Annotated in this window: 17 protein-coding genes; 11 read left to right on the top strand and 6 right to left on the bottom strand. The window is 73.5% G+C overall.

Annotated elements, in window-relative coordinates; genetic code table 11:
* Positions 1–2,442 (top strand): translation initiation factor IF-2 (gene infB, locus AB5970_RS15465; RefSeq protein WP_370504835.1); only part of this gene is annotated, 2,442 nt, incomplete at its 5' end.
* Positions 2,443–2,527: 85 nt separating this feature from the next.
* Positions 2,528–2,971: a 30S ribosome-binding factor RbfA gene (rbfA, locus tag AB5970_RS15460; protein WP_370504834.1), complete on the top strand. Its 444-nt coding sequence runs from the start codon at positions 2,528–2,530 to the stop codon at positions 2,969–2,971.
* 53 nt (positions 2,972–3,024) lie between these two features.
* Here the strand turns inward: rbfA and AB5970_RS15455 are convergent, their stop codons facing one another.
* Positions 3,025–4,473 (bottom strand): DHA2 family efflux MFS transporter permease subunit, encoded by a 1,449-nt coding sequence (locus AB5970_RS15455; RefSeq protein WP_370504833.1) that lies wholly within the window; start codon positions 4,471–4,473, stop codon positions 3,025–3,027.
* A gap of 73 nt (positions 4,474–4,546) precedes the next feature.
* Between AB5970_RS15455 and AB5970_RS15450 the strand changes: the two genes are divergently transcribed.
* From AB5970_RS15450 to AB5970_RS15410, 9 genes are all read left to right on the top strand, one after another.
* Positions 4,547–5,140 carry a TetR/AcrR family transcriptional regulator gene (locus AB5970_RS15450; protein WP_370504832.1) on the top strand — a complete coding sequence of 198 codons (594 nt, stop codon included), beginning with the start codon at positions 4,547–4,549 and terminating at the stop codon, positions 5,138–5,140.
* The gene (truB, locus tag AB5970_RS15445; protein ID WP_370504831.1) at positions 5,137–6,084 is read left to right on the top strand and encodes a tRNA pseudouridine(55) synthase TruB; all 948 of its coding nucleotides are present in this window, start codon (positions 5,137–5,139) and stop codon (positions 6,082–6,084) included. Before AB5970_RS15450 ends, truB begins: the two co-directional genes overlap by 4 nt.
* 115 nt (positions 6,085–6,199) lie before the next feature.
* Positions 6,200–7,306 carry a bifunctional riboflavin kinase/FAD synthetase gene (locus AB5970_RS15440; RefSeq protein ID WP_370504830.1) on the top strand — a complete coding sequence of 369 codons (1,107 nt, stop codon included), beginning with the start codon at positions 6,200–6,202 and terminating at the stop codon, positions 7,304–7,306.
* A 92-nt stretch (positions 7,307–7,398) separates the two neighbouring features.
* Positions 7,399–7,668, top strand: coding sequence for a 30S ribosomal protein S15 (gene rpsO, locus AB5970_RS15435; protein WP_370504829.1), 270 nt, complete (start codon positions 7,399–7,401; stop codon positions 7,666–7,668).
* Positions 7,669–7,892: 224 nt separating this feature from the next.
* Entirely contained in the window at positions 7,893–10,139 is a 2,247-nt protein-coding gene (locus AB5970_RS15430) for a polyribonucleotide nucleotidyltransferase (RefSeq protein WP_370504828.1), read from the top strand.
* Between the two features lie 2 nt (positions 10,140–10,141).
* Complete coding sequence (locus tag AB5970_RS15425) at positions 10,142–11,488, top strand: M16 family metallopeptidase (RefSeq protein WP_370504827.1); 1,347 nt, start codon at positions 10,142–10,144, stop codon at positions 11,486–11,488.
* A gap of 82 nt (positions 11,489–11,570) precedes the next feature.
* A complete protein-coding gene (locus tag AB5970_RS15420) occupies positions 11,571–12,398 on the top strand; it encodes a hypothetical protein (RefSeq protein ID WP_370504826.1) in 828 nt (275 codons plus the stop codon).
* Positions 12,399–12,415: 17 nt separating this feature from the next.
* Positions 12,416–13,171, top strand: a complete 756-nt coding sequence (gene dapB, locus AB5970_RS15415) for a 4-hydroxy-tetrahydrodipicolinate reductase (protein WP_370504825.1) — start codon at positions 12,416–12,418, stop codon at positions 13,169–13,171.
* Between the two features lie 2 nt (positions 13,172–13,173).
* A complete protein-coding gene (locus tag AB5970_RS15410) occupies positions 13,174–13,638 on the top strand; it encodes a hypothetical protein (RefSeq protein WP_370504836.1) in 465 nt (154 codons plus the stop codon).
* A gap of 3 nt (positions 13,639–13,641) precedes the next feature.
* Here the strand turns inward: AB5970_RS15410 and AB5970_RS15405 are convergent, their stop codons facing one another.
* The 5 genes from AB5970_RS15405 to AB5970_RS15385 all read right to left on the bottom strand — a co-directional run bounded on the left by AB5970_RS15405 (position 13,642) and on the right by AB5970_RS15385 (position 17,394).
* On the bottom strand, positions 13,642–14,205 hold the full coding sequence (locus AB5970_RS15405; RefSeq protein WP_370504824.1) for a GNAT family N-acetyltransferase: 564 nt from the start codon (positions 14,203–14,205) through the stop codon (positions 13,642–13,644).
* A complete protein-coding gene (locus tag AB5970_RS15400; RefSeq protein ID WP_370504823.1) occupies positions 14,205–14,777 on the bottom strand; it encodes a TIGR00645 family protein in 573 nt (190 codons plus the stop codon). Before AB5970_RS15400 ends, AB5970_RS15405 begins: the two co-directional genes overlap by 1 nt.
* A 105-nt stretch (positions 14,778–14,882) precedes the next feature.
* Positions 14,883–15,203: an AzlD domain-containing protein gene (locus AB5970_RS15395; protein WP_370504822.1), complete on the bottom strand. Its 321-nt coding sequence runs from the start codon at positions 15,201–15,203 to the stop codon at positions 14,883–14,885.
* Entirely contained in the window at positions 15,200–15,892 is a 693-nt protein-coding gene (locus AB5970_RS15390) for an AzlC family ABC transporter permease (RefSeq protein ID WP_370504821.1), read from the bottom strand. Before AB5970_RS15390 ends, AB5970_RS15395 begins: the two co-directional genes overlap by 4 nt.
* A gap of 29 nt (positions 15,893–15,921) precedes the next feature.
* The gene (locus tag AB5970_RS15385; RefSeq protein ID WP_370504820.1) at positions 15,922–17,394 is read right to left on the bottom strand and encodes an NAD-dependent succinate-semialdehyde dehydrogenase; all 1,473 of its coding nucleotides are present in this window, start codon (positions 17,392–17,394) and stop codon (positions 15,922–15,924) included.
* Between the last annotated feature and the right edge of the window lie 12 nt (positions 17,395–17,406).

Raw genomic sequence — 17,406 nt, 5'->3', positions numbered from 1 at the left:
CCCGGCCCGCGTCAGGCCCCCCCGGCCGCGCGTCCGGGCAACAACCCGTTCGCTCCCTCGCAGGGCATGCCCCGCCAGGGTGAGCGCGCCGGCGGCCCCCGCCCCGGTGGCCCGCGTCCGGGCAACAACCCGTTCGCGCCCTCGCAGGGCATGCCGCGTCCGGGCGACCGTGACCGTCGTCCCGCCGCCACCGAGGGTGCTCCGGCCGCCTCGGCCGGCGAGCGTCCGGGCGGTCCCCGTCCCGGTGGTCCCCGTCCGGGCGGTCCGCGCCCCAACCCCGGCATGATGCCGGGTCGTACCCAGAGCGGCGTCGGTCGTCCCGGCGAGCGTCCGGCCGGTCCCGGTGGCCGTGGTGGCCCCGGCGGCGCCGGTGGCGCGCGTGGCGGCTTCGCCGGTCGTCCCGGTGGCGGCGGCGGTGCGCCCGGTGGCGCTCCCGGTGGCGGCGGCGGCTTCGCCGGTCGTCCCGGTGGCGGCGGCGGTCGTCCCGGCGGTGCCGGTCGTGGCAGCACGCAGGGTGCGTTCGGTCGTGCGGGCGGTCGTCCCGTCCGTGGCCGCAAGTCGAAGCGTGCGAAGCGTCAAGAGTTCGAGCAGATGCAGGCCCCCTCGCTGGGTGGCGTGCAGGTTCCTCGCGGCAACGGCAAGACCGTCGTCCGCCTGCGGCACGGCTCGTCGCTCAACGACTTCGCCGACAAGATCGACGCCAACCCCGCCTCGCTGGTCACCGTGCTGTTCCACCTCGGTGAGATGGCCACGGCGACGCAGTCGCTCGACGAGGACACCTTCGGGACCCTCGCCGTCGAGCTCGGCTACGTCATCGAGATGGTGTCGGCCGAGGAGGAGGACCGCGAGCTGCTCGGGGCCTTCGACATCGACCTGGACGCCGAGCTCGAGGCCGAGGGCGACGAGGACCTGACGGCGCGGCCCCCCGTGGTCACCGTCATGGGTCACGTCGACCACGGAAAGACCAAGCTCCTCGACGCCATCCGCCAGACGGACGTCGTCGCGGACGAGGCCGGCGGGATCACCCAGCACATCGGTGCCTACCAGGTGCACACGACGCACGAGGGCATCGACCGGGCCGTCACGTTCATCGACACCCCGGGCCACGAGGCGTTCACCGCCATGCGTGCCCGTGGTGCGCAGGTGACCGACATCGCGATCCTCGTGGTCGCGGCGGACGACGGCGTGATGCCCCAGACCATCGAGGCGCTCAACCACGCCCAGGCGGCCGGCGTGCCGATCGTGGTCGCGGTCAACAAGGTGGACAAGGAGGGGGCCAACCCCGCCAAGATCCGCCAGCAGCTCACCGAGTACAACCTGGTGGCCGAGGAGTACGGCGGCGACACGATGTTCGTCGACGTCTCCGCCAAGCAGAACCAGGGCATCGACCAGCTGCTCGAGGCGGTCCTCCTCACGGCGGACGCGGCCCTCGACCTGCGGGCCAACGCCGACAAGGCCGCTCGTGGTGTCGCCATCGAGGCGAACCTCGACAAGGGCCGCGGCGCCGTCGCGACGGTGCTGGTCCAGTCGGGCACGCTCGAGGTCGGCGACGCCGTCGTGGCGGGCACGGCCTACGGCCGCGTCCGGGCGATGTTCGACGAGCACGGCGAGCCGGTCACGGTGGCCGGGCCGTCGCGTCCGGTCCAGGTGCTCGGCCTGACCTCGGTGCCCCGCGCCGGCGACACGTTCATCGTGGCGCCGGACGACCGCACCGCTCGTCAGATCGGCGAGAAGCGCGAGGCGGCCGAGCGTGCCGCCCTCCTGGCCAAGCGTCGCAAGCGCATCAGCCTCGAGGACTTCACGCAGGCGCTCCAGCAGGGCAAGGTCGAGACCCTCAACCTGGTCCTCAAGGGCGACGTGTCGGGTGCCGTCGAGGCGCTCGAGGACGCGCTGCTCAAGATCGACGTGGGCGAGGAGGTCGAGCTGCGGGTAATCCACCGTGGGGTGGGTGCCATCACGCAGAACGACGTCAACCTGGCCACCGTCGACTCGGCGATCATCATCGGGTTCAACGTCAAGTACGCGGAGCGCGTCGAGGAGCTGGCGGACCGCGAGGGCGTCGACGTGCGCTTCTACTCGGTCATCTACCAGGCGATCGACGACGTCGAGGCTGCCCTCAAGGGCATGCTCAAGCCGGAGTACGAGGAGACGCAGCTCGGCACCGCCGAGGTGCGCGAGGTCTTCCGGTCGTCGAAGTTCGGCAACATCGCCGGCTCGATCGTCCGCTCGGGCCTCATCCGACGGAACTCCAAGGCGCGCATCACGCGCGGCGGCAAGGTCATCGGCGACAACCTGTCGATCGAGTCGCTCAAGCGGTTCAAGGACGACGCCACGGAGGTCCGCGAGGGCTTCGAGTGCGGTATCGGCCTGGGGTCGTTCAACGACGTCGAGATCGGCGACATCATCGAGACCTGGGAGATGCGCGAGAAGCCTCGCGCCTGACCCCAGCGATCTACGCCCGCAGGGCGGGCGAGGACTCCTCCTCGCCCGCCCTGCGGTCTCTCTCAACCAGACAAGGAGTGATCCGATGGCGGACACCGCACGCGCACGCAAGCTCAGCGAGCGCATCCAGCAGGTCGTCGCGCAGATGCTCGACACCCGGATCAAGGACCCGCGACTCGGCTTCGTCACGGTCACCGACGTGCGCGTCACGGGCGACCTCCAGCACGCCGACGTCTTCTACACCGTGCTCGGCGACGACGCGGCGCGCACCGACACGGCCGCCGCGCTCGAGAGCGCGAAGGGCATCATCCGGTCCGAGGTGGGCAAGCAGACGGGCATCCGGCTGACCCCGTCGCTGGACTTCCACCTCGACGCGCTGCCCGACACGTCGGCCCAGCTCGACGCCGCGCTGCTCGAGGCGGCGCGCCGGGACCGCGAGGTCGCGGCCCTCGCCGCGCAGGCGAGCTTCGCCGGCGACGCGGACCCGTACAAGAAGGCCGACGACGACGCGGACGCCGCCGACGACTGACGCCCGCACGACGACGCCCCCGCGGACCTGGTCCGCGGGGGCGTCGTCGTCTGTCAGGCGCGCACGGTGCGCCCCGTGTCCCGGGGCATCCCGACCAGGACGACGAGCGCGCCGAGGGCGACCACCCCCGCGGCCACCAGCGCGGCGGGCTGCAGGCCGGCGACGTAGCCGCCGGGCGTCAGGGTGCCGTCCGACGCCGTGAAGACGGCCACCAGGGCGGCGACCCCGAGCGCCCCGCCGATCTCCCGGATCGTCGCGTTCACCGAGCTCGCCGTGCCGTGGTCGTCGGGGGCCATGTCGAACAGGACCGCCGTGGCACTCGGGGCGAAGGTCAGGCCCATGCCGATGCCGGCCAGCGCGAGGCCGGGCACCAGGTCCGCGTAGACCAGCGAGTCGCTGGTGACGACGAGGCCCTGCCAGGCCAGGCCGGCGGCCTGCAGCAGCAGGCCCGTCGCGAGCAGCGGACGGACCCCGAGCCGGGGCGCCAGCATGCCGGCGATCGGCGCGAAGATCATGGGTGCCGCGGTCCACGGCAGGGTGCGGATGCCGGCCTGCAGCGGGGTGTAGCCCATCCCGATCTGCAGGTACTGCGCGAGCAGGAACACGAGCCCGAACACCCCGAACGAGAACGCGAGCGCGCTGGCGTTGGCCACCGAGAACGACCGCACCCGGAACAGGCGCAGAGGCACCAGCGGGTGGTCCGTCCGCGACTCGCGGTACAGGAACGCGGCGAGGAGCAGCACGCCCACGGCGAGCCCGCTCACCACGCGGGTGGAGCCCCAGCCGTCGTCGTTGCCGCGGATGATCGCCCAGACCAGCGAGAGGATGCCCGACCCCGCCAGCGCGAGGCCCGCGAGGTCGAGCGGCTGGCGTCGGCCCCGCGACTCGGGCAGCGCCCAGAGCACGAGCGGGACGGCCACGAGCGCGACGGGCACGTTGATCCAGAAGATGGCCTCCCAGGAGATGCCGTCCACGACCGCGCCGCCGATGACCGGGCCGAGCGCGACCCCGAGGCCGGACACGCCGCCCCAGATCCCGATCGCCATGGCGCGCCGGGCGGCGGGCACGGCACCGGCGAGCAGGGTGAGCGACAGCGGCATGATCGCGGCGGCGCCGGCACCCTGCACGGCCCGGGCGGCGATGAGCATGCCGGCGGTGGTGGACAGCGCGGAGGCGATCGAGGCCAGCGCGAACAGCGTGATGCCGGCGACGAACACCCGGCGGCGGCCCCAGCGGTCGCCGAGGGTGGCGGCGGCGATCATCAGGGTGGCGAAGCTGAGCGTGTAGGCGTTCACCATCCACTGCAGCTGCTCGAGCGAGGCGGAGAGCTCGGTGCGCAGGACGGGGAGCGCCGTGGTCATGACCAGGTTGTCGAGGGTGGCCATGAACATGGGCACGGAGGCGGCGATCAGGGCGACCGCGGTGCCGCGGCGACGCGCGGTGGAGGGCGGCGCAGTCGGTGGCAGGGGGACCTGGGCCGGTGCCGGCATCGTGACGGTCACGGGGTGCTCCTTGTTGGCATTGACTGATTACTAACAAGGACGACCGTAGGCATCGACTGATAACATGTCAACCATGTCTCTCGACCAGACCGTCGGCTGGGGTCCCAAGAAGCCCGCCCAGCGCATGTCCGGGGCCCAGCGGCGCGAGGAGATCCTCGTCGCGGCCCGCACCGTCTTCGCCGAGCGCGGCTACGCGGCCAGCACCGACGAGGTCGCGCGCGCGGCCGGGGTCTCGCAGCCGTACGTCGTGCGGCTCTTCGGCACCAAGCGCGAGCTGTTCCTCGAGGCGTACAAGGTGGCCAGCGCGGAGATCCTCACGGCCCTGTCGTCCGTGCCCGCGGGCCCGGACGCCGCGAGGCGGATGGGGGACGCCTACATCGGGCTGCTCGCCGACCGCGACCTGCTGCGGCTGGTCATGCACGGGTTCATCGCGGGCGCCGACGAGGAGGTCGGACGGGTCGCGCGGCACACGCTGGGAGAGGCGTTCCGGCTGTTCCAGGAGCGCTCCGGCGAGGACGAGCAGGCGGCGCGCGTGTTCGTCGCGCAGGGCATGCTCATCAACGTGCTGCTCGCGGTCGACGCCCCCGCGCACGTCGGCGAGGACGCCGGCCTGGACGGCCTCGTGCAGTGCGTGCAGGACGACATCGCCGAGCGGCGCACCGCGTGACGGCCGGCGACCGGCCCCGCGGGGACCGTCGCCCGACGGCCGCGGACGGCGTGGTGGTCGTCGACAAGCCGGCCGGCTGGACCAGCCACGACGTCGTGGCGCGCATGCGCCGCCTCGCCGGCACGCGCAAGGTCGGGCACGCCGGCACCCTGGACCCCATGGCCACGGGCGTGCTCGTGGTCGGCATCGGGCGGGCGACCCGGCTCCTCACGTACATCGTGGGGGCGGACAAGGAGTACACGGCGACCGTCCGGCTCGGGGTGTCGACGACGACGGACGACGCCGAGGGCGAGACCCTCGCGGTGACCGACGCGTCCGCCGTCTCGGCCGTCGACCTCGAGGCGGGCGTCCTGCGGCTGACGGGCGCGATCCAGCAGGTGCCGAGCGCCGTGTCGGCCATCAAGGTGGACGGGCAGCGCGCCTACGCGCGGGTCCGGGCCGGCGAGGACGTCGAGCTGCCCGCGCGGCCGGTCACGGTCAGCCGGTTCGAGGTGCACGAGGTGCGACCCGCCCGCACCGAGGACGGCAGTGCCGTGCTGGACGTCGACGTCCTGGTCATCGTGTCGTCGGGGACCTACGTGCGCGCGCTGGCCCGCGACCTCGGCGCCGGGCTCGGCGTCGGCGGCCACCTCACCGCGCTGCGACGGACCCGGGTCGGCGGCTACGGGCTCGACGTCGCCCGGTCCCTCGAGCAGCTGGAGGCCGTGCCGACGGACGTGCCGATCGACGTGCTGCCGCTCGCCGACGCCGCGCGGGCCACGTTCCCGGTGCGCGAGCTCAGCGACGACGAGGCGCGCGCGCTGTCGTACGGGCAGTCGATCGGCGCGGACGAGGCCGGCTCCGGGGTCACCGTCGCCGGCATCCGGGCGGACGGCGAGCTGGTCGCGCTGCTCGAGGAGCGGGGCGGGAAGGTCCGGCCGGCCCTGGTGTTCGCCCCGGCCTGACGGGCGCCGGGACGAGGTCGTCGGCCGCGCCGTGGCGGGCGAGCGTCGCCCGAGATGGCAGGCTTGTCGGTCGGGCCCCGGATCTCGACCCGGGGACGGACGACGAGGAGCAGGTGTGCAGGTCTGGAGGGAGCTGTCCGACGTGCCCGCGGACTTCGGTCCGTCGGTGGTGACGATCGGCAACTTCGACGGTGTCCACCGGGGGCACGTCAGCGTGCTGCGGCGCATGTGCGCGGACGCCGCGGCGGCCGGAGCCCAGGCGGTGGCCGTCACGTTCAGCCCGCACCCGCAGCAGGTGCACCGGCCCGACACCGCCCCGCCGCTGCTGACCGGCGACGCCGACCGGCTCGAGCTGCTGGAGCAGACCGGCCTGGACGCCGTGCTGCTGCTCGAGTACACGCTCGAGTTCGCCCGGCAGACGCCCGAGGAGTTCGTGCAGCGCTACCTGGTCGACGTGCTGCACGCGCAGACCGTGGTCGTCGGCCGCGACGTGCGGTTCGGCATCGACAACTCGGGCGACCTGGCCACCATGGTCGCCCTGGGCCGCACGCACGGCTTCGCCGTCGAGGTCATCGAGGACGTCACCCCCGCGCGGTCGGCCGACCCCGGCAGCGCCGAGGACCGCGCGGCGGACCCGCTGCGCCGCCGCTGGTCCTCCACGTGGGTGCGCGAGCTGCTCGAGGCGGGCGACGTGGTCCAGGCGGCGCGCGTGCTGGGCCGGCCGCACCGCGTGCGGGGCGTCGTGGTGCACGGTGACGCGCGGGGCCGCGACCTGGGCTTCCCGACCGCGAACCTCAGCCAGGAGGCCGAGGGCATGGTCCCCGCCGACGGCGTCTACGCCGGCTGGCTGCGCCGCGTGCTGCACGCGGACGGCTCGCCGGTCGAGGCCGCCGACCCCGACCGCGTGCTGCCGGCGGCGGTGTCGATCGGCACCAACCCGACGTTCGACGGCGTGCAGCGGCGGGTCGAGGCGTACGTGCTGGACCGCACGGACCTCGACCTCTACGACGAGGTCGTCGTGCTGGAGCTGGTCGAGCGGCTGCGGCCGACCCTGCGGTTCGACTCGATCGACGAGCTGCTGGTGCGGATGCACGAGGACGTCGCGCGCGTGCGGGAGATCCTGGACGGGAGCCCGACGGGCGGCACGGACGGGGGCACGGACAAGGTCACGGAGGCGGGCGCGGACGCCGGGGCCGATGCGGGGACCGGTCCCGCAGCCTGATAGTCTGTGTGCGCCGTCTGAACGGCCGCGGAACGAGAGAGCCCGGGTGGACAAGCCCCGGAGCACCGCGCAACGAGACAACCTGGAGAACCGTGCCGCTCGAAAGTGCCGTCAAGCAGTCCATCATGACCGAACACGCCACCCACGAGGGTGACACCGGTTCCCCCGAGGTCCAGATCGCGATGCTCACGCAGCGCATCAAGGACCTCACGGAGCACCTCAAGACGCACAAGCACGACCACCACAGCCGCCGCGGTCTGCTGCTGCTCGTGGGCAAGCGTCGTCGCCTGCTGGGTTACCTCCAGAAGATCGACATCAACCGCTACCGCGCCCTGATCGAGAAGCTCGGTCTGCGCCGATAACGCTCTGCACCAGCCCGGACCCGCTCAGGGTCCGGGCTGGTGTGGCGTCACGGCTGCGCACGCGTCACCCGCACGACCAGCACCACCTGCACCACCACACCGCGTCGGTCCGCTCGGTCCGGTCCTCGGTAGTGGTTTCCGGAAGCCCCGCGAGGGGAGTCCGGTGGCCTCGATCGAAGATCGCTCGCGGACGGCCGGCGCCTTCACCACAGAGGAGGGCACCCGTGGAGGGTCCCGAGATCCAGTTCGCCGAGGCAGTGATCGACAACGGTCGCTTCGGCACCCGCACCGTCCGCTTCGAGACCGGCCGCATCGCCAAGCAGGCCGCCGGTGCCGCTGTCGCCTACCTGGACGGTGAGACGACGCTGCTCGCCGCCACGACGGCCGGCAAGCACCCGAAGGAGCAGTTCGACTTCTTCCCCCTGACGATCGACGTCGAGGAGCGGCAGTACGCCGCGGGCAAGATCCCCGGCTCGTTCTTCCGCCGCGAGGGTCGCCCCAGCACCGAGGCCATCCTCGCGTGCCGCCTGATCGACCGCCCGCTGCGCCCCCTGTTCGTCAAGGGCCTGCGCAACGAGGTCCAGGTCGTCATCACCGTCCTGTCGATCCACCCGGACGACGCGTACGACACGCTGGCCATCAACGCCGCGTCCATCTCGACGCAGCTGTCGGGCCTGCCGTTCTCCGGCCCCGTCGGTGGCGTGCGCATCGCGCTCGTCGACGGCCAGTGGGTCGCCTTCCCGCGGTACTCCGAGCGCGAGCGCGCGACGTTCGACATGGTCGTCGCCGGACGAGTGGTCACCTCGGGTGACGGGAGCAGCGACGTCGCGATCGCGATGATCGAGGCCGAGGCCCCCGAGAAGTCCTGGAACATCATCAAGTTCGAGGGTGGCGTGGCCCCCACGGAGGAGATCGTCGCCCAGGGCCTCGAGGCCGCGAAGCCGTTCATCAAGGTGCTCGTCGAGGCCCAGCAGGAGCTGGCGTCGAAGGCCGCCAAGGAGACCCAGGTCTTCCCGACGTTCCCGGACTACCAGGACGACGCCTACGCCGCCGTCGAGGCCGCCTCGACCGCGCCGCTGAGCGACGCGCTGAGCATCGCGGACAAGCAGACCCGCGAGAACCGCCTCGACGAGATCAAGGCCGAGGTCGTCGCGCAGCTCTCCGAGCAGTTCGAGGGCCGCGAGAAGGAGCTCTCCGCCGCGTACCGCTCGGTGCAGAAGAAGCTCATCCGCCAGCGCATCCTCACGGACGGCTTCCGCATCGACGGCCGTGGCCTGCGGGACATCCGCACGCTCTCGGCCGAGGTCGAGGTGCTGCCCCGCGTGCACGGCTCGGCGATCTTCGAGCGCGGCGAGACCCAGATCCTGGGCGTCACCACGCTGAACATGCTCCGCATGGAGCAGCAGCTCGACACGCTCTCCCCGGAGACGCGCAAGCGCTACATGCACAACTACAACTTCCCGCCGTACTCCACGGGCGAGACGGGTCGCGTCGGTTCGCCGAAGCGTCGCGAGATCGGCCACGGGGCGCTCGCCGAGCGCGCGCTCATGCCGGTGCTGCCCAGCCGCGAGGAGTTCCCGTACGCCATCCGCCAGGTCTCCGAGGCGCTGAGCTCCAACGGCTCGACGTCCATGGGCTCGGTCTGCGCGTCCACCTTGTCGCTGCTCAACGCCGGTGTGCCGCTGCGCGCGCCGGTCGCCGGCATCGCGATGGGCCTCGTGTCCGACACGGTGAACGGTGAGACCCGCTACGCGGCGCTGACCGACATCCTCGGCGCCGAGGACGCGTTCGGTGACATGGACTTCAAGGTCGCCGGTACCCGCGAGTTCGTCACGGCCATCCAGCTCGACACCAAGCTCGACGGCATCCCCGCCTCGGTGCTCGGCGGCGCGCTCACGCAGGCCAAGGAGGCTCGCCTGGCGATCCTCGACGTCATCGCCGAGGCGATCGACGTGCCCGACGAGATGAGCCCGTTCGCTCCGCGCGTCATCACGGTGAAGGTCCCGGTCGACAAGATCGGCGAGGTCATCGGGCCGAAGGGCAAGATGATCAACCAGATCCAGGAGGAGACCGGCGCCGACATCTCGATCGAGGACGACGGCACGGTCTACATCGGCGCCACCGACGGTCCGTCGGCGGAGGCCGCGCGTGCGGCGATCAACGCGATCGCCAACCCGCACATGCCCGAGATCGGGGAGCGCTTCGTCGGCACGGTCGTCAAGACCACGACGTTCGGCGCGTTCATCTCCCTGTCGCCGGGCAAGGACGGTCTGCTGCACATCTCGCAGATCCGCAAGCTCGTCGGCGGTCGTCGTGTCGAGAACGTCGAGGACGTGCTGGCCGTGGGCCAGAAGGTCCAGGTCGAGATCGGCGAGATCGACCCGCGGGGCAAGCTCTCCCTGCACGCCGTCATCGAGGGCGAGGAGTCCGAGGCTCCTGCCGAGGGCACGGCCGAGCCGGTCGACGCCTGACGATGCCGCTGGACCTCCCGCTCGTCCGCCCGGGTCAGCCCGGGGCCGAGCAGTCCGTCGGGCAGGACGGCGACGCCATCGTGCGTCGTTCCGTCCTGCCCGGCGGGGTCCGCGTGCTCACGGAGCACATGCCGGGCCTGCGCTCGGCGACCGTGGGCGCGTGGGTGGGGGTCGGCTCGCGCGACGAGTCCGACGGCCACCACGGCTCGACGCACTTCCTCGAGCACCTGCTGTTCAAGGGCACCGCGCGCCGCACCGCGATGGACATCGCGGAGGCGTTCGACGCCGTCGGTGGTGAGGCGAACGCCGCCACCGGCAAGGAGCACACCTGCTACTACGCACGCGTGCTCGACACCGACCTGCCGATGGCGGTCGACGTCATCGCGGACATGGTCACCTCCGCGCGCCTGGACACCGACGAGCTCGAGACCGAGCGCGGCGTGATCCTCGAAGAGCTCGCGATGAACGACGACGACCCCAGCGACGTCGTCCACGAGCAGTTCGCCGCCGCGGTGCTGGGCGCGCACGCGCTCGGCCGGCCCATCGGCGGCACCCCCGACTCCATCCGCGCGGTCCCGCGCGACGCGGTGTGGGAGCACTACCGCGAGCACTACCGCCCCTCCACCCTGGTGGTCACGGCCGCCGGGGGAGTCGACCACGACGTGCTGTGCGCGCAGGTCGAGGAGGCCCTGGCCACGGGCGGCTGGCCGCTCGACGCGGGCGCCGAGCCGCACGGCCGCCGGGTGCTCACCGACGTCGCCGTGCAGGCCGGTCAGGACGGGATCCCGGCGCAGGGCGTCGAGCGGACCATCCGCCGGCACACCGAGCAGGCCAACGTCATCATCGGCGGCACGTCGCTGACCGCCACGGACCCGAAGCGGTTCACGCTCTCGGTGCTGAACGCGGTCCTCGGCGGTGGCATGTCGTCGCGGCTCTTCCAGGAGATCCGCGAGCGGCGCGGCCTGGCCTACTCCACGTACTCGTTCGCGTCCGGGCACGCGGACACCGGCGTCTTCGGCCTCTACGCGGGCTGCACGCCCGGCAAGGTCGACGAGGTCGTCGCGCTCATGGTCGCGGAGTGGGAGCGCATGGCCGACGCGCCGATCACGCAGGCGGAGCTCGAGCGCTCGATGGGCCAGCTGGCCGGCGGCCTGGTGCTCGGCATGGAGGACTCCGGGTCGCGCATGAGCCGCCTGGGCAAGTCCGAGCTCGTGCACGGCTCGCTTCTCAGCATCGACGAGTCGCTCGACCTCATCCGCGCGGTCACCGTGCAGGACGTGCAGGACCTGGCCGCGGAGCTGGCGTCGCGCCCGCGCTCGGTCGTCCGCGTCGGCCCCTTCGGGGACTGACCCGCCCACCCTCGACGCGGGCGGCGCGAGGCCGGACCGCGGAATCGGCGTGCCGCGCGTGCCGACGCGCGATGATGGGGGCATGGTCACCGACCAGGTCGTCTACCACCGGTACGCACCCCCGCCGAGCGCGCTCGGGATCGTCGAGCACCTGTGGGTGGTACACGTGCCCGAGGGGGCCGTCGAGCGCGAGGTCCTGCTGCCGGACGGGCACGGGCTCGTGACCGTCGCGACGGGGACGCCGGGCGAGCACATCGACCCCCTCAGCCTCCTGCGCACGCCCGACGGCAGCGGCGTGCGCGGCCTGGCCGAGCGCGCGTTCGTGCGCGAGCAGCGCGGGCCCGCGGTCCGTCTCGGGGCGCAGCTCGACCCCGTGGCGCTGGCGCGGATGGGGGTGCGCAAGCCGTCGTACGACGCGGTCGCGCTCGACGCGTTCCTCGGCGCCGCGGTGGAGCAGGAGTGCGCCGACGCGCTGCGCCATGGGCGCGACGCCGACGCCGCGGCAGCCCTGGGCTCGGCGCTGGCGGTGCACGCCGCGCCCGTCACCGTCGGCTCGCCCCTCGACGCGATCGCCCCCGTGCTGCGCAGCGTCATCGAGCAGCGGGGGCTCGTCCGGGCCTCCGACCTGTCGCGGCAGGCGGACCTCGCGATCGGCGCGCTGCACCGCGAGGTCGTGCAGACGGTCGGGATCTCCCCGGAGGCGTTCCTCGCGGCCGTGCGGTTCTCGGCGTTCGTGCGCGACGCCGTCGGCCCGGGTCCGGTGCGCCCGGGCGACGCGCTGGCGGTGCTGCAGTGGTACCTGCGGGCCGGCTACCCGCCGCGGGAGGTGGAGCGGTTCACGGGGCTCAACCACGTGGAGCTGCGCCGGCTCGAGGCCGGTATCGCGGCGGCGCTCGGGGTGCCGGCCTGACGTTAGGGTTGCTGGTCGTGAGCGAGCGCATCAGGGTGGCCGTGCTGGGTGCGGCGGGCCGCATGGGATCGACCGTCGTCGCGGCCGTCGAGGGCGCCCCCGACCTCGAGCTGGTGGCCGCCCTGGACGCCGACGGGGACCTGCAGGCCGTCGTCGACGCGGGCGCCCAGGTGGCCGTCGACTTCACCGTCCCGTCGGCCACCGAGGGCAACGTCCACGCGCTGGTCGACGCCGGGGTCCACCTGGTCGTCGGCACCACCGGCTGGACCGACGAGTCCCTGGCGCGCGTGCACGACCACCTGGCGGACCGCCCGGGCGTCGGCGTGGTCGTCGCCCCCAACTTCGCGCTCGGCGCCGTGCTGGCCATGGCGTTCGCGGCCCGGGCTGCGCGCTGGTTCGAGTCCGCCGAGGTGATCGAGCTGCACCACCCCGACAAGGTCGACGCCCCGTCCGGGACCGCCCGGCACACGGCGTCGGCCATCGCGACCGCCCGCGCCGCCGCCGGGCTGGGACCGACCCCGGACGCCACCTCGCAGGCGCTCGACGGTGCGCGTGGCGCCGACGTCGACGGCGTGCGCGTGCACTCCGTGCGGCTGCGGGGGCTCGTGGCGCACGAGGAGATCCTGCTGGGCAACCCCGGCGAGCAGCTGACCATCCGGCACGACTCGTTCGACCGCGTGAGCTTCATGCCCGGCGTGCTGCTCGCGGTCCGGCGGGTGGGCTCGCGGCCGGGGCTGACGGTCGGCCTCGAGCACCTGCTCGACCTGGCGTGAGCGTGGCGACCTCGTCGAGCCGCGTCCGCTGGACCTCGGTGGCGGGCGCGGTGGCGCTCACCGGCCTGCTCGCCCTGTACGTCTGGATCGTGGCCAGCCGCGCGACCGCGCTCGTGCGCACCGGCGAGCCCGTCGGCATCGGGCTCGGCATCGCGTTCTGGGTGCTCCCGCCGCTGGTCATCTGGCTCGTGGCGCGCGAGTGGCTGCTGGCCATCGACGTGCAGCGGATGGCCGACGAGCTGGCGGCCGCCGACGAGCTGCCGATCGACGACCTGCCCCGCTCGCCCGGCGGCCGGATCGACCGCGCCGCGGCCCGGGCCGCGTTCGAGCCCGCGCGCGAGCTGGCCGAGGCGGAGCCGGACGACTGGAGGTCCTGGTACCACCTGGCGTTCGCGTACGACGCGGCGGGGGACCGGCGGCGCGCGCGCGAGTCGCTGCGCAAGGCCAGCCGGCTGCACCGGGCGTAGCGACTAGATCGACGCCGACCAGCGGTGCTCGGTGACCGTGCGCGTCGTGCCGTCGGGCATGGCGCCCGAGATCAGCTCGCGGGCCACGTCGTCGGGACCCAGGCCCGCCGAGGCGAGGAACCGGGCCCGCGCCTCGTCGCCGTCGAGCACCCAGGTGTGCACCTGGTCGGCGCCGTCCTCGCGCAGGGTGTCGACGGCCGCCGCCAGCAGCCGCGAGCCGTGGCCGACGCGCTGCCGCGCCGGCTCGACCTCGAGCGCGAGGATCACGCCGCCGGGGGCGTCGAACGGACGGCCCTCGGGCGGCGGGACCGGGGCGACGGACACGACGCCGACCACGGTGGGCCCGTCGCAGGCCACGAGCACGCGGTAGCCGGAGGGCGGGGCCACCACGGCCGCGGCCCACTGGGCCTCGATCGCCCGCTCGTCCAGCAGGTCGAGCGCGCCCTGGCCGAGCACCTCCGCGTGCGAGACCCGCCACGCCTCGACCTGCACGCGGGCGATCGCGTGCTCGTCGCCGCGGACGGCGGGCCGGACCGAGACGTCGGCGTTGTCGGTGAACAGGGCCATCAGTGGACCTCGGCGGGCTCGGGGACGGGGGCGGTGGTCTTCGGGGGGTGCTTCACGGACATCTTGTCGATCCAGGCGAGCGCGACGGCCGACACGATGAACGCCAGGTGGATGACCATCTGCCAGAGCAGCACGTCGGTGCCGTCGGCGGCGATGATCCCGCGGGCCTCGATGAAGCTGCGCAGCAGGTGGATCGACGAGATGCCGATGATCGACATGGCGAGCTTGGTCTTGAGCACGTTGGCGTTGACGTGCGACAGCCACTCCGGCTGGTCGGGGTGGTCGTCGAGCTTGATGCGGGACACGAACGTCTCGTAGCCGCCGACGATGACCATGATGAGCAGGTTCGCGATCATCACGACGTCGACCAGGCCGAGCACGCCCAGCATGATCGCCTCCTCGGACAGCCCCCCGTGCAGGAAGACCTCCTCGGCGATGTGCCAGAGCTCCAGCATGAACTGCCAGACGTAGATCGCCTGCGCGACGATCAGCCCCAGGTACAGGGGCACCTGGAGCCAGCGGGAGAAGAAGATCAGCGAGCCGAGCTGGTTGCGGCGGGTGGGAGTGGCCACGGGGTCCTCCGGAGGGGTGACGGGTGCCGGGCACGAGAGCGCGCCACGCGGCAGGGCGTTCGGACACCCAACGGCCGGGGGCCGCAGATGGTGCCCGCCCGGATCTCACGGCATGCCGAGCGCCCGGAGCACGGCCGCGGTGACCGCGGCGAGCACGACGACGACCACGAACGGTGCCCTCAGCACCAGCGCGACCGCGGCGACGACGAGCGCGGGGAGCCGGGCGTCGAGCACGATCTCGCCCCCGCGCGTCGCCGCCTGCACGGCCACCAGCGCGGACAGCAGCGCGACCGTGACCAGCGCGGCCGTCCGGGCGACCCGGGGCTCCGCGAGCCAGTGCTTGGGCACGAGGTGCCCCGCCAGCTTGAGCGCGAAGCACACGGCGCTGGCGACGACGATCGCGACCCACGTGACCAGCGGGCTCACGCGACCGGCTCCGGCTCGCGGGCCAGGAAGCCGGCCACGATCGCGACGCCCGCGGCGAGCAGCACCGGGATGCCGGCGGGCGCCACGGGGGTGAGCGCCAGCGCGACGACGACCGCCCCGCCGGCGACCAGCCGCGCGAGCCCCGTGCCGGGGCCGGTGATCCGCGGCCAGACCAGGGCCAGGAAGGCGGCCGCCGCGGCGGCGTCGAGCCCGTACCTGCGCGGGTCGCCCAGCCGGTCGCCCACGATCGCCCCGGCGAGGGTGAACAGGTTCCACAGGACGAACACCCCGACGCCGGTCCACCAGAACCCGAGCCTCGCGGCGTGCGGCGCCTTGTGCACGGTGGCGACCGCCGTGGACTCGTCGATGGTCAGCTGGGCGGCCAGCGGGCGTCGCCAGCCGTGGGCGTCGATCAGCGGCGCCACCTGCGGACCGTAGAGGCCGTTGCGCACGCCGAGCAGCCCCGCCGTCGCGACGGCCGCCCCGGCGAGCCCGCCCGCGCCGACCACGCCGATGAACGCGAACTGCGAGCCGCCGGAGAACATCAGCAGGCTCAGGGCCATCGCCTGCGGCACCGACAGCCCCGCGGCGACCGCGAGCGCGCCGAACGAGACGCCGTACAGGCCGGTGGCCAGGGCCACGGAGACGGCCTGCCGGATGGCGGCGCGTCCCTCGGCGTCCTGCGTCACGCGGGCAACTGTGGCACAGCCACGACCGGTCAGATCGCCACGTACACGCTGTCGAGATACTCCTCGATGCCGGCCTCGCCGCCCTCGCGGCCGAGCCCGGACGACTTGACGCCGCCGAACGGTGCGCTCGCGTCGGAGACCAGCCCGCGGTTGACGCCGAGCATCCCGGTCTCGACCGACTCCGCCAGGCGCATCACGCGCGCGATGTCCCGGGTGTACGCGTAGGCCACCAGGCCGAACGGCGTGGAGTTGGCCAGCGCGACCCCCTCCTCCTCGGACCCGAACGTCACCACGGGCGCCACCGGGCCGAACGTCTCCTCGGTGATCACGCGCAGGTCGGCGGACACGCGGTCGAGCACGGTCGGCGCGTAGAAGTAGCCGGGCCGGTCGGGGCGGTCGCCGCCGATGCGGACGCGGGCGCCGGCGTCGACCGCCTCGGCCACGACCTCCTCGACGCGGTCGACGGCCGACGCCTCGATGAGCGGGCCCACGGTCGTGCCCTCGTCGGCACCGTGCCCGACGACCAGCTTGTCGAACGCCGCGGTGAGGCCGGCGGTGAACTCCTCGGCGACCGACGCGTGCACGAGGAACCGGTTGGCGGCGACGCAGGTCTGCCCGGCGTTGCGCATCTTGGCCTGCACGGCGCCCTGCACCGCGGCGGGGATGTCGGCGTCCTCGAACACCAGGAACGGCGCGTTGCCGCCCAGCTCCATCGACGTGCGCAGGATGTTGTCGGCCGACGCCTTGAGCAGCGCGGCGCCCACCTCGGTCGACCCGGTGAACGACAGCTTGCGCAGCCGCGGGTCCGCCAGCAGCGGTCCGGAGATGGTCCGGGCCGACGCGGAGGGCACCACGTTGATCACGCCGGTGGGCAGCCCGCGGCCCTCGAGCTCCTCGCGGATGATCTCGGCGACGTACGCGGTGGTCAGCGGGGTCAGCTGGGCGGGCTTGATGACGACCGTGCAGCCCGCGGCGAGCGCGGGGGCGACCTTGCGCGCGATCATCGCGATCGGGAAGTTCCACGGTGTGATGAGCAGCGCGGGGCCGACCGGGCGGCGCAGGACGAGCTGGTGGTTCGCGCCGGACGGTGCGCGGCGGGCGAGGCCCTCGAACCGGACCGCCTGCTCGGAGTACCAGCGGACGTAGTCGGCGCCGTACGCGACCTCGGCGCGGGACTCGGCCAGCGGCTTGCCCCCCTCGGCGGTGACCAGGGCGGCGATGTCCTCGGTGCGCGCCGTCAGGGTCTCGAAGACGGCGCGCAGCAGCTCGGCGCGCACGCGCGGCGCCGTGGCCCGCCACTCCGGGAACGAGGCGTCGGCCGCGGTGAGGGCGTCGAGCGCGTCCTGCTCGCCGCCGTCGGAGACGTCGAAGAGGGTCTCGGTGGTCGCAGGGTCCGCCACCTCGAACGTGCGGCCGGTGCTCGCAGGGCGCCACGCCCCGTCGATGAGCACCCCTGTGGGCACGTGGGCGGCGACGGTGGGGGGCAGGGACGACGGCGTCATAGGCGGCAGTAT

This window comes from Cellulomonas sp. ICMP 17802, assembly GCF_041295535.1.
GTDB lineage: Bacteria > Actinomycetota > Actinomycetes > Actinomycetales > Cellulomonadaceae > Cellulomonas.
This window is presented reverse-complemented; position numbering and strand designations above follow the sequence as displayed.

What these genes read in the sequence shown, in the direction of transcription:
- rbfA (WP_370504834.1), top strand. Translation starts at nt 2,528, where the DNA reads ATGGCGGACACCGCACGCGCACGCAAGCTCAGCGAGCGCATCCAGCAG.
- AB5970_RS15450 (WP_370504832.1), top strand. Translation starts at nt 4,547, where the DNA reads ATGTCTCTCGACCAGACCGTCGGCTGGGGTCCCAAGAAGCCCGCCCAG.
- AB5970_RS15425 (WP_370504827.1), top strand. Translation starts at nt 10,142, where the DNA reads ATGCCGCTGGACCTCCCGCTCGTCCGCCCGGGTCAGCCCGGGGCCGAG.
- AB5970_RS15420 (WP_370504826.1), top strand. Translation starts at nt 11,571, where the DNA reads ATGGTCACCGACCAGGTCGTCTACCACCGGTACGCACCCCCGCCGAGC.
- AB5970_RS15405 (WP_370504824.1), bottom strand. Translation starts at nt 14,205, where the DNA reads ATGGCCCTGTTCACCGACAACGCCGACGTCTCGGTCCGGCCCGCCGTC.
- AB5970_RS15385 (WP_370504820.1), bottom strand. Translation starts at nt 17,394, where the DNA reads ATGACGCCGTCGTCCCTGCCCCCCACCGTCGCCGCCCACGTGCCCACA.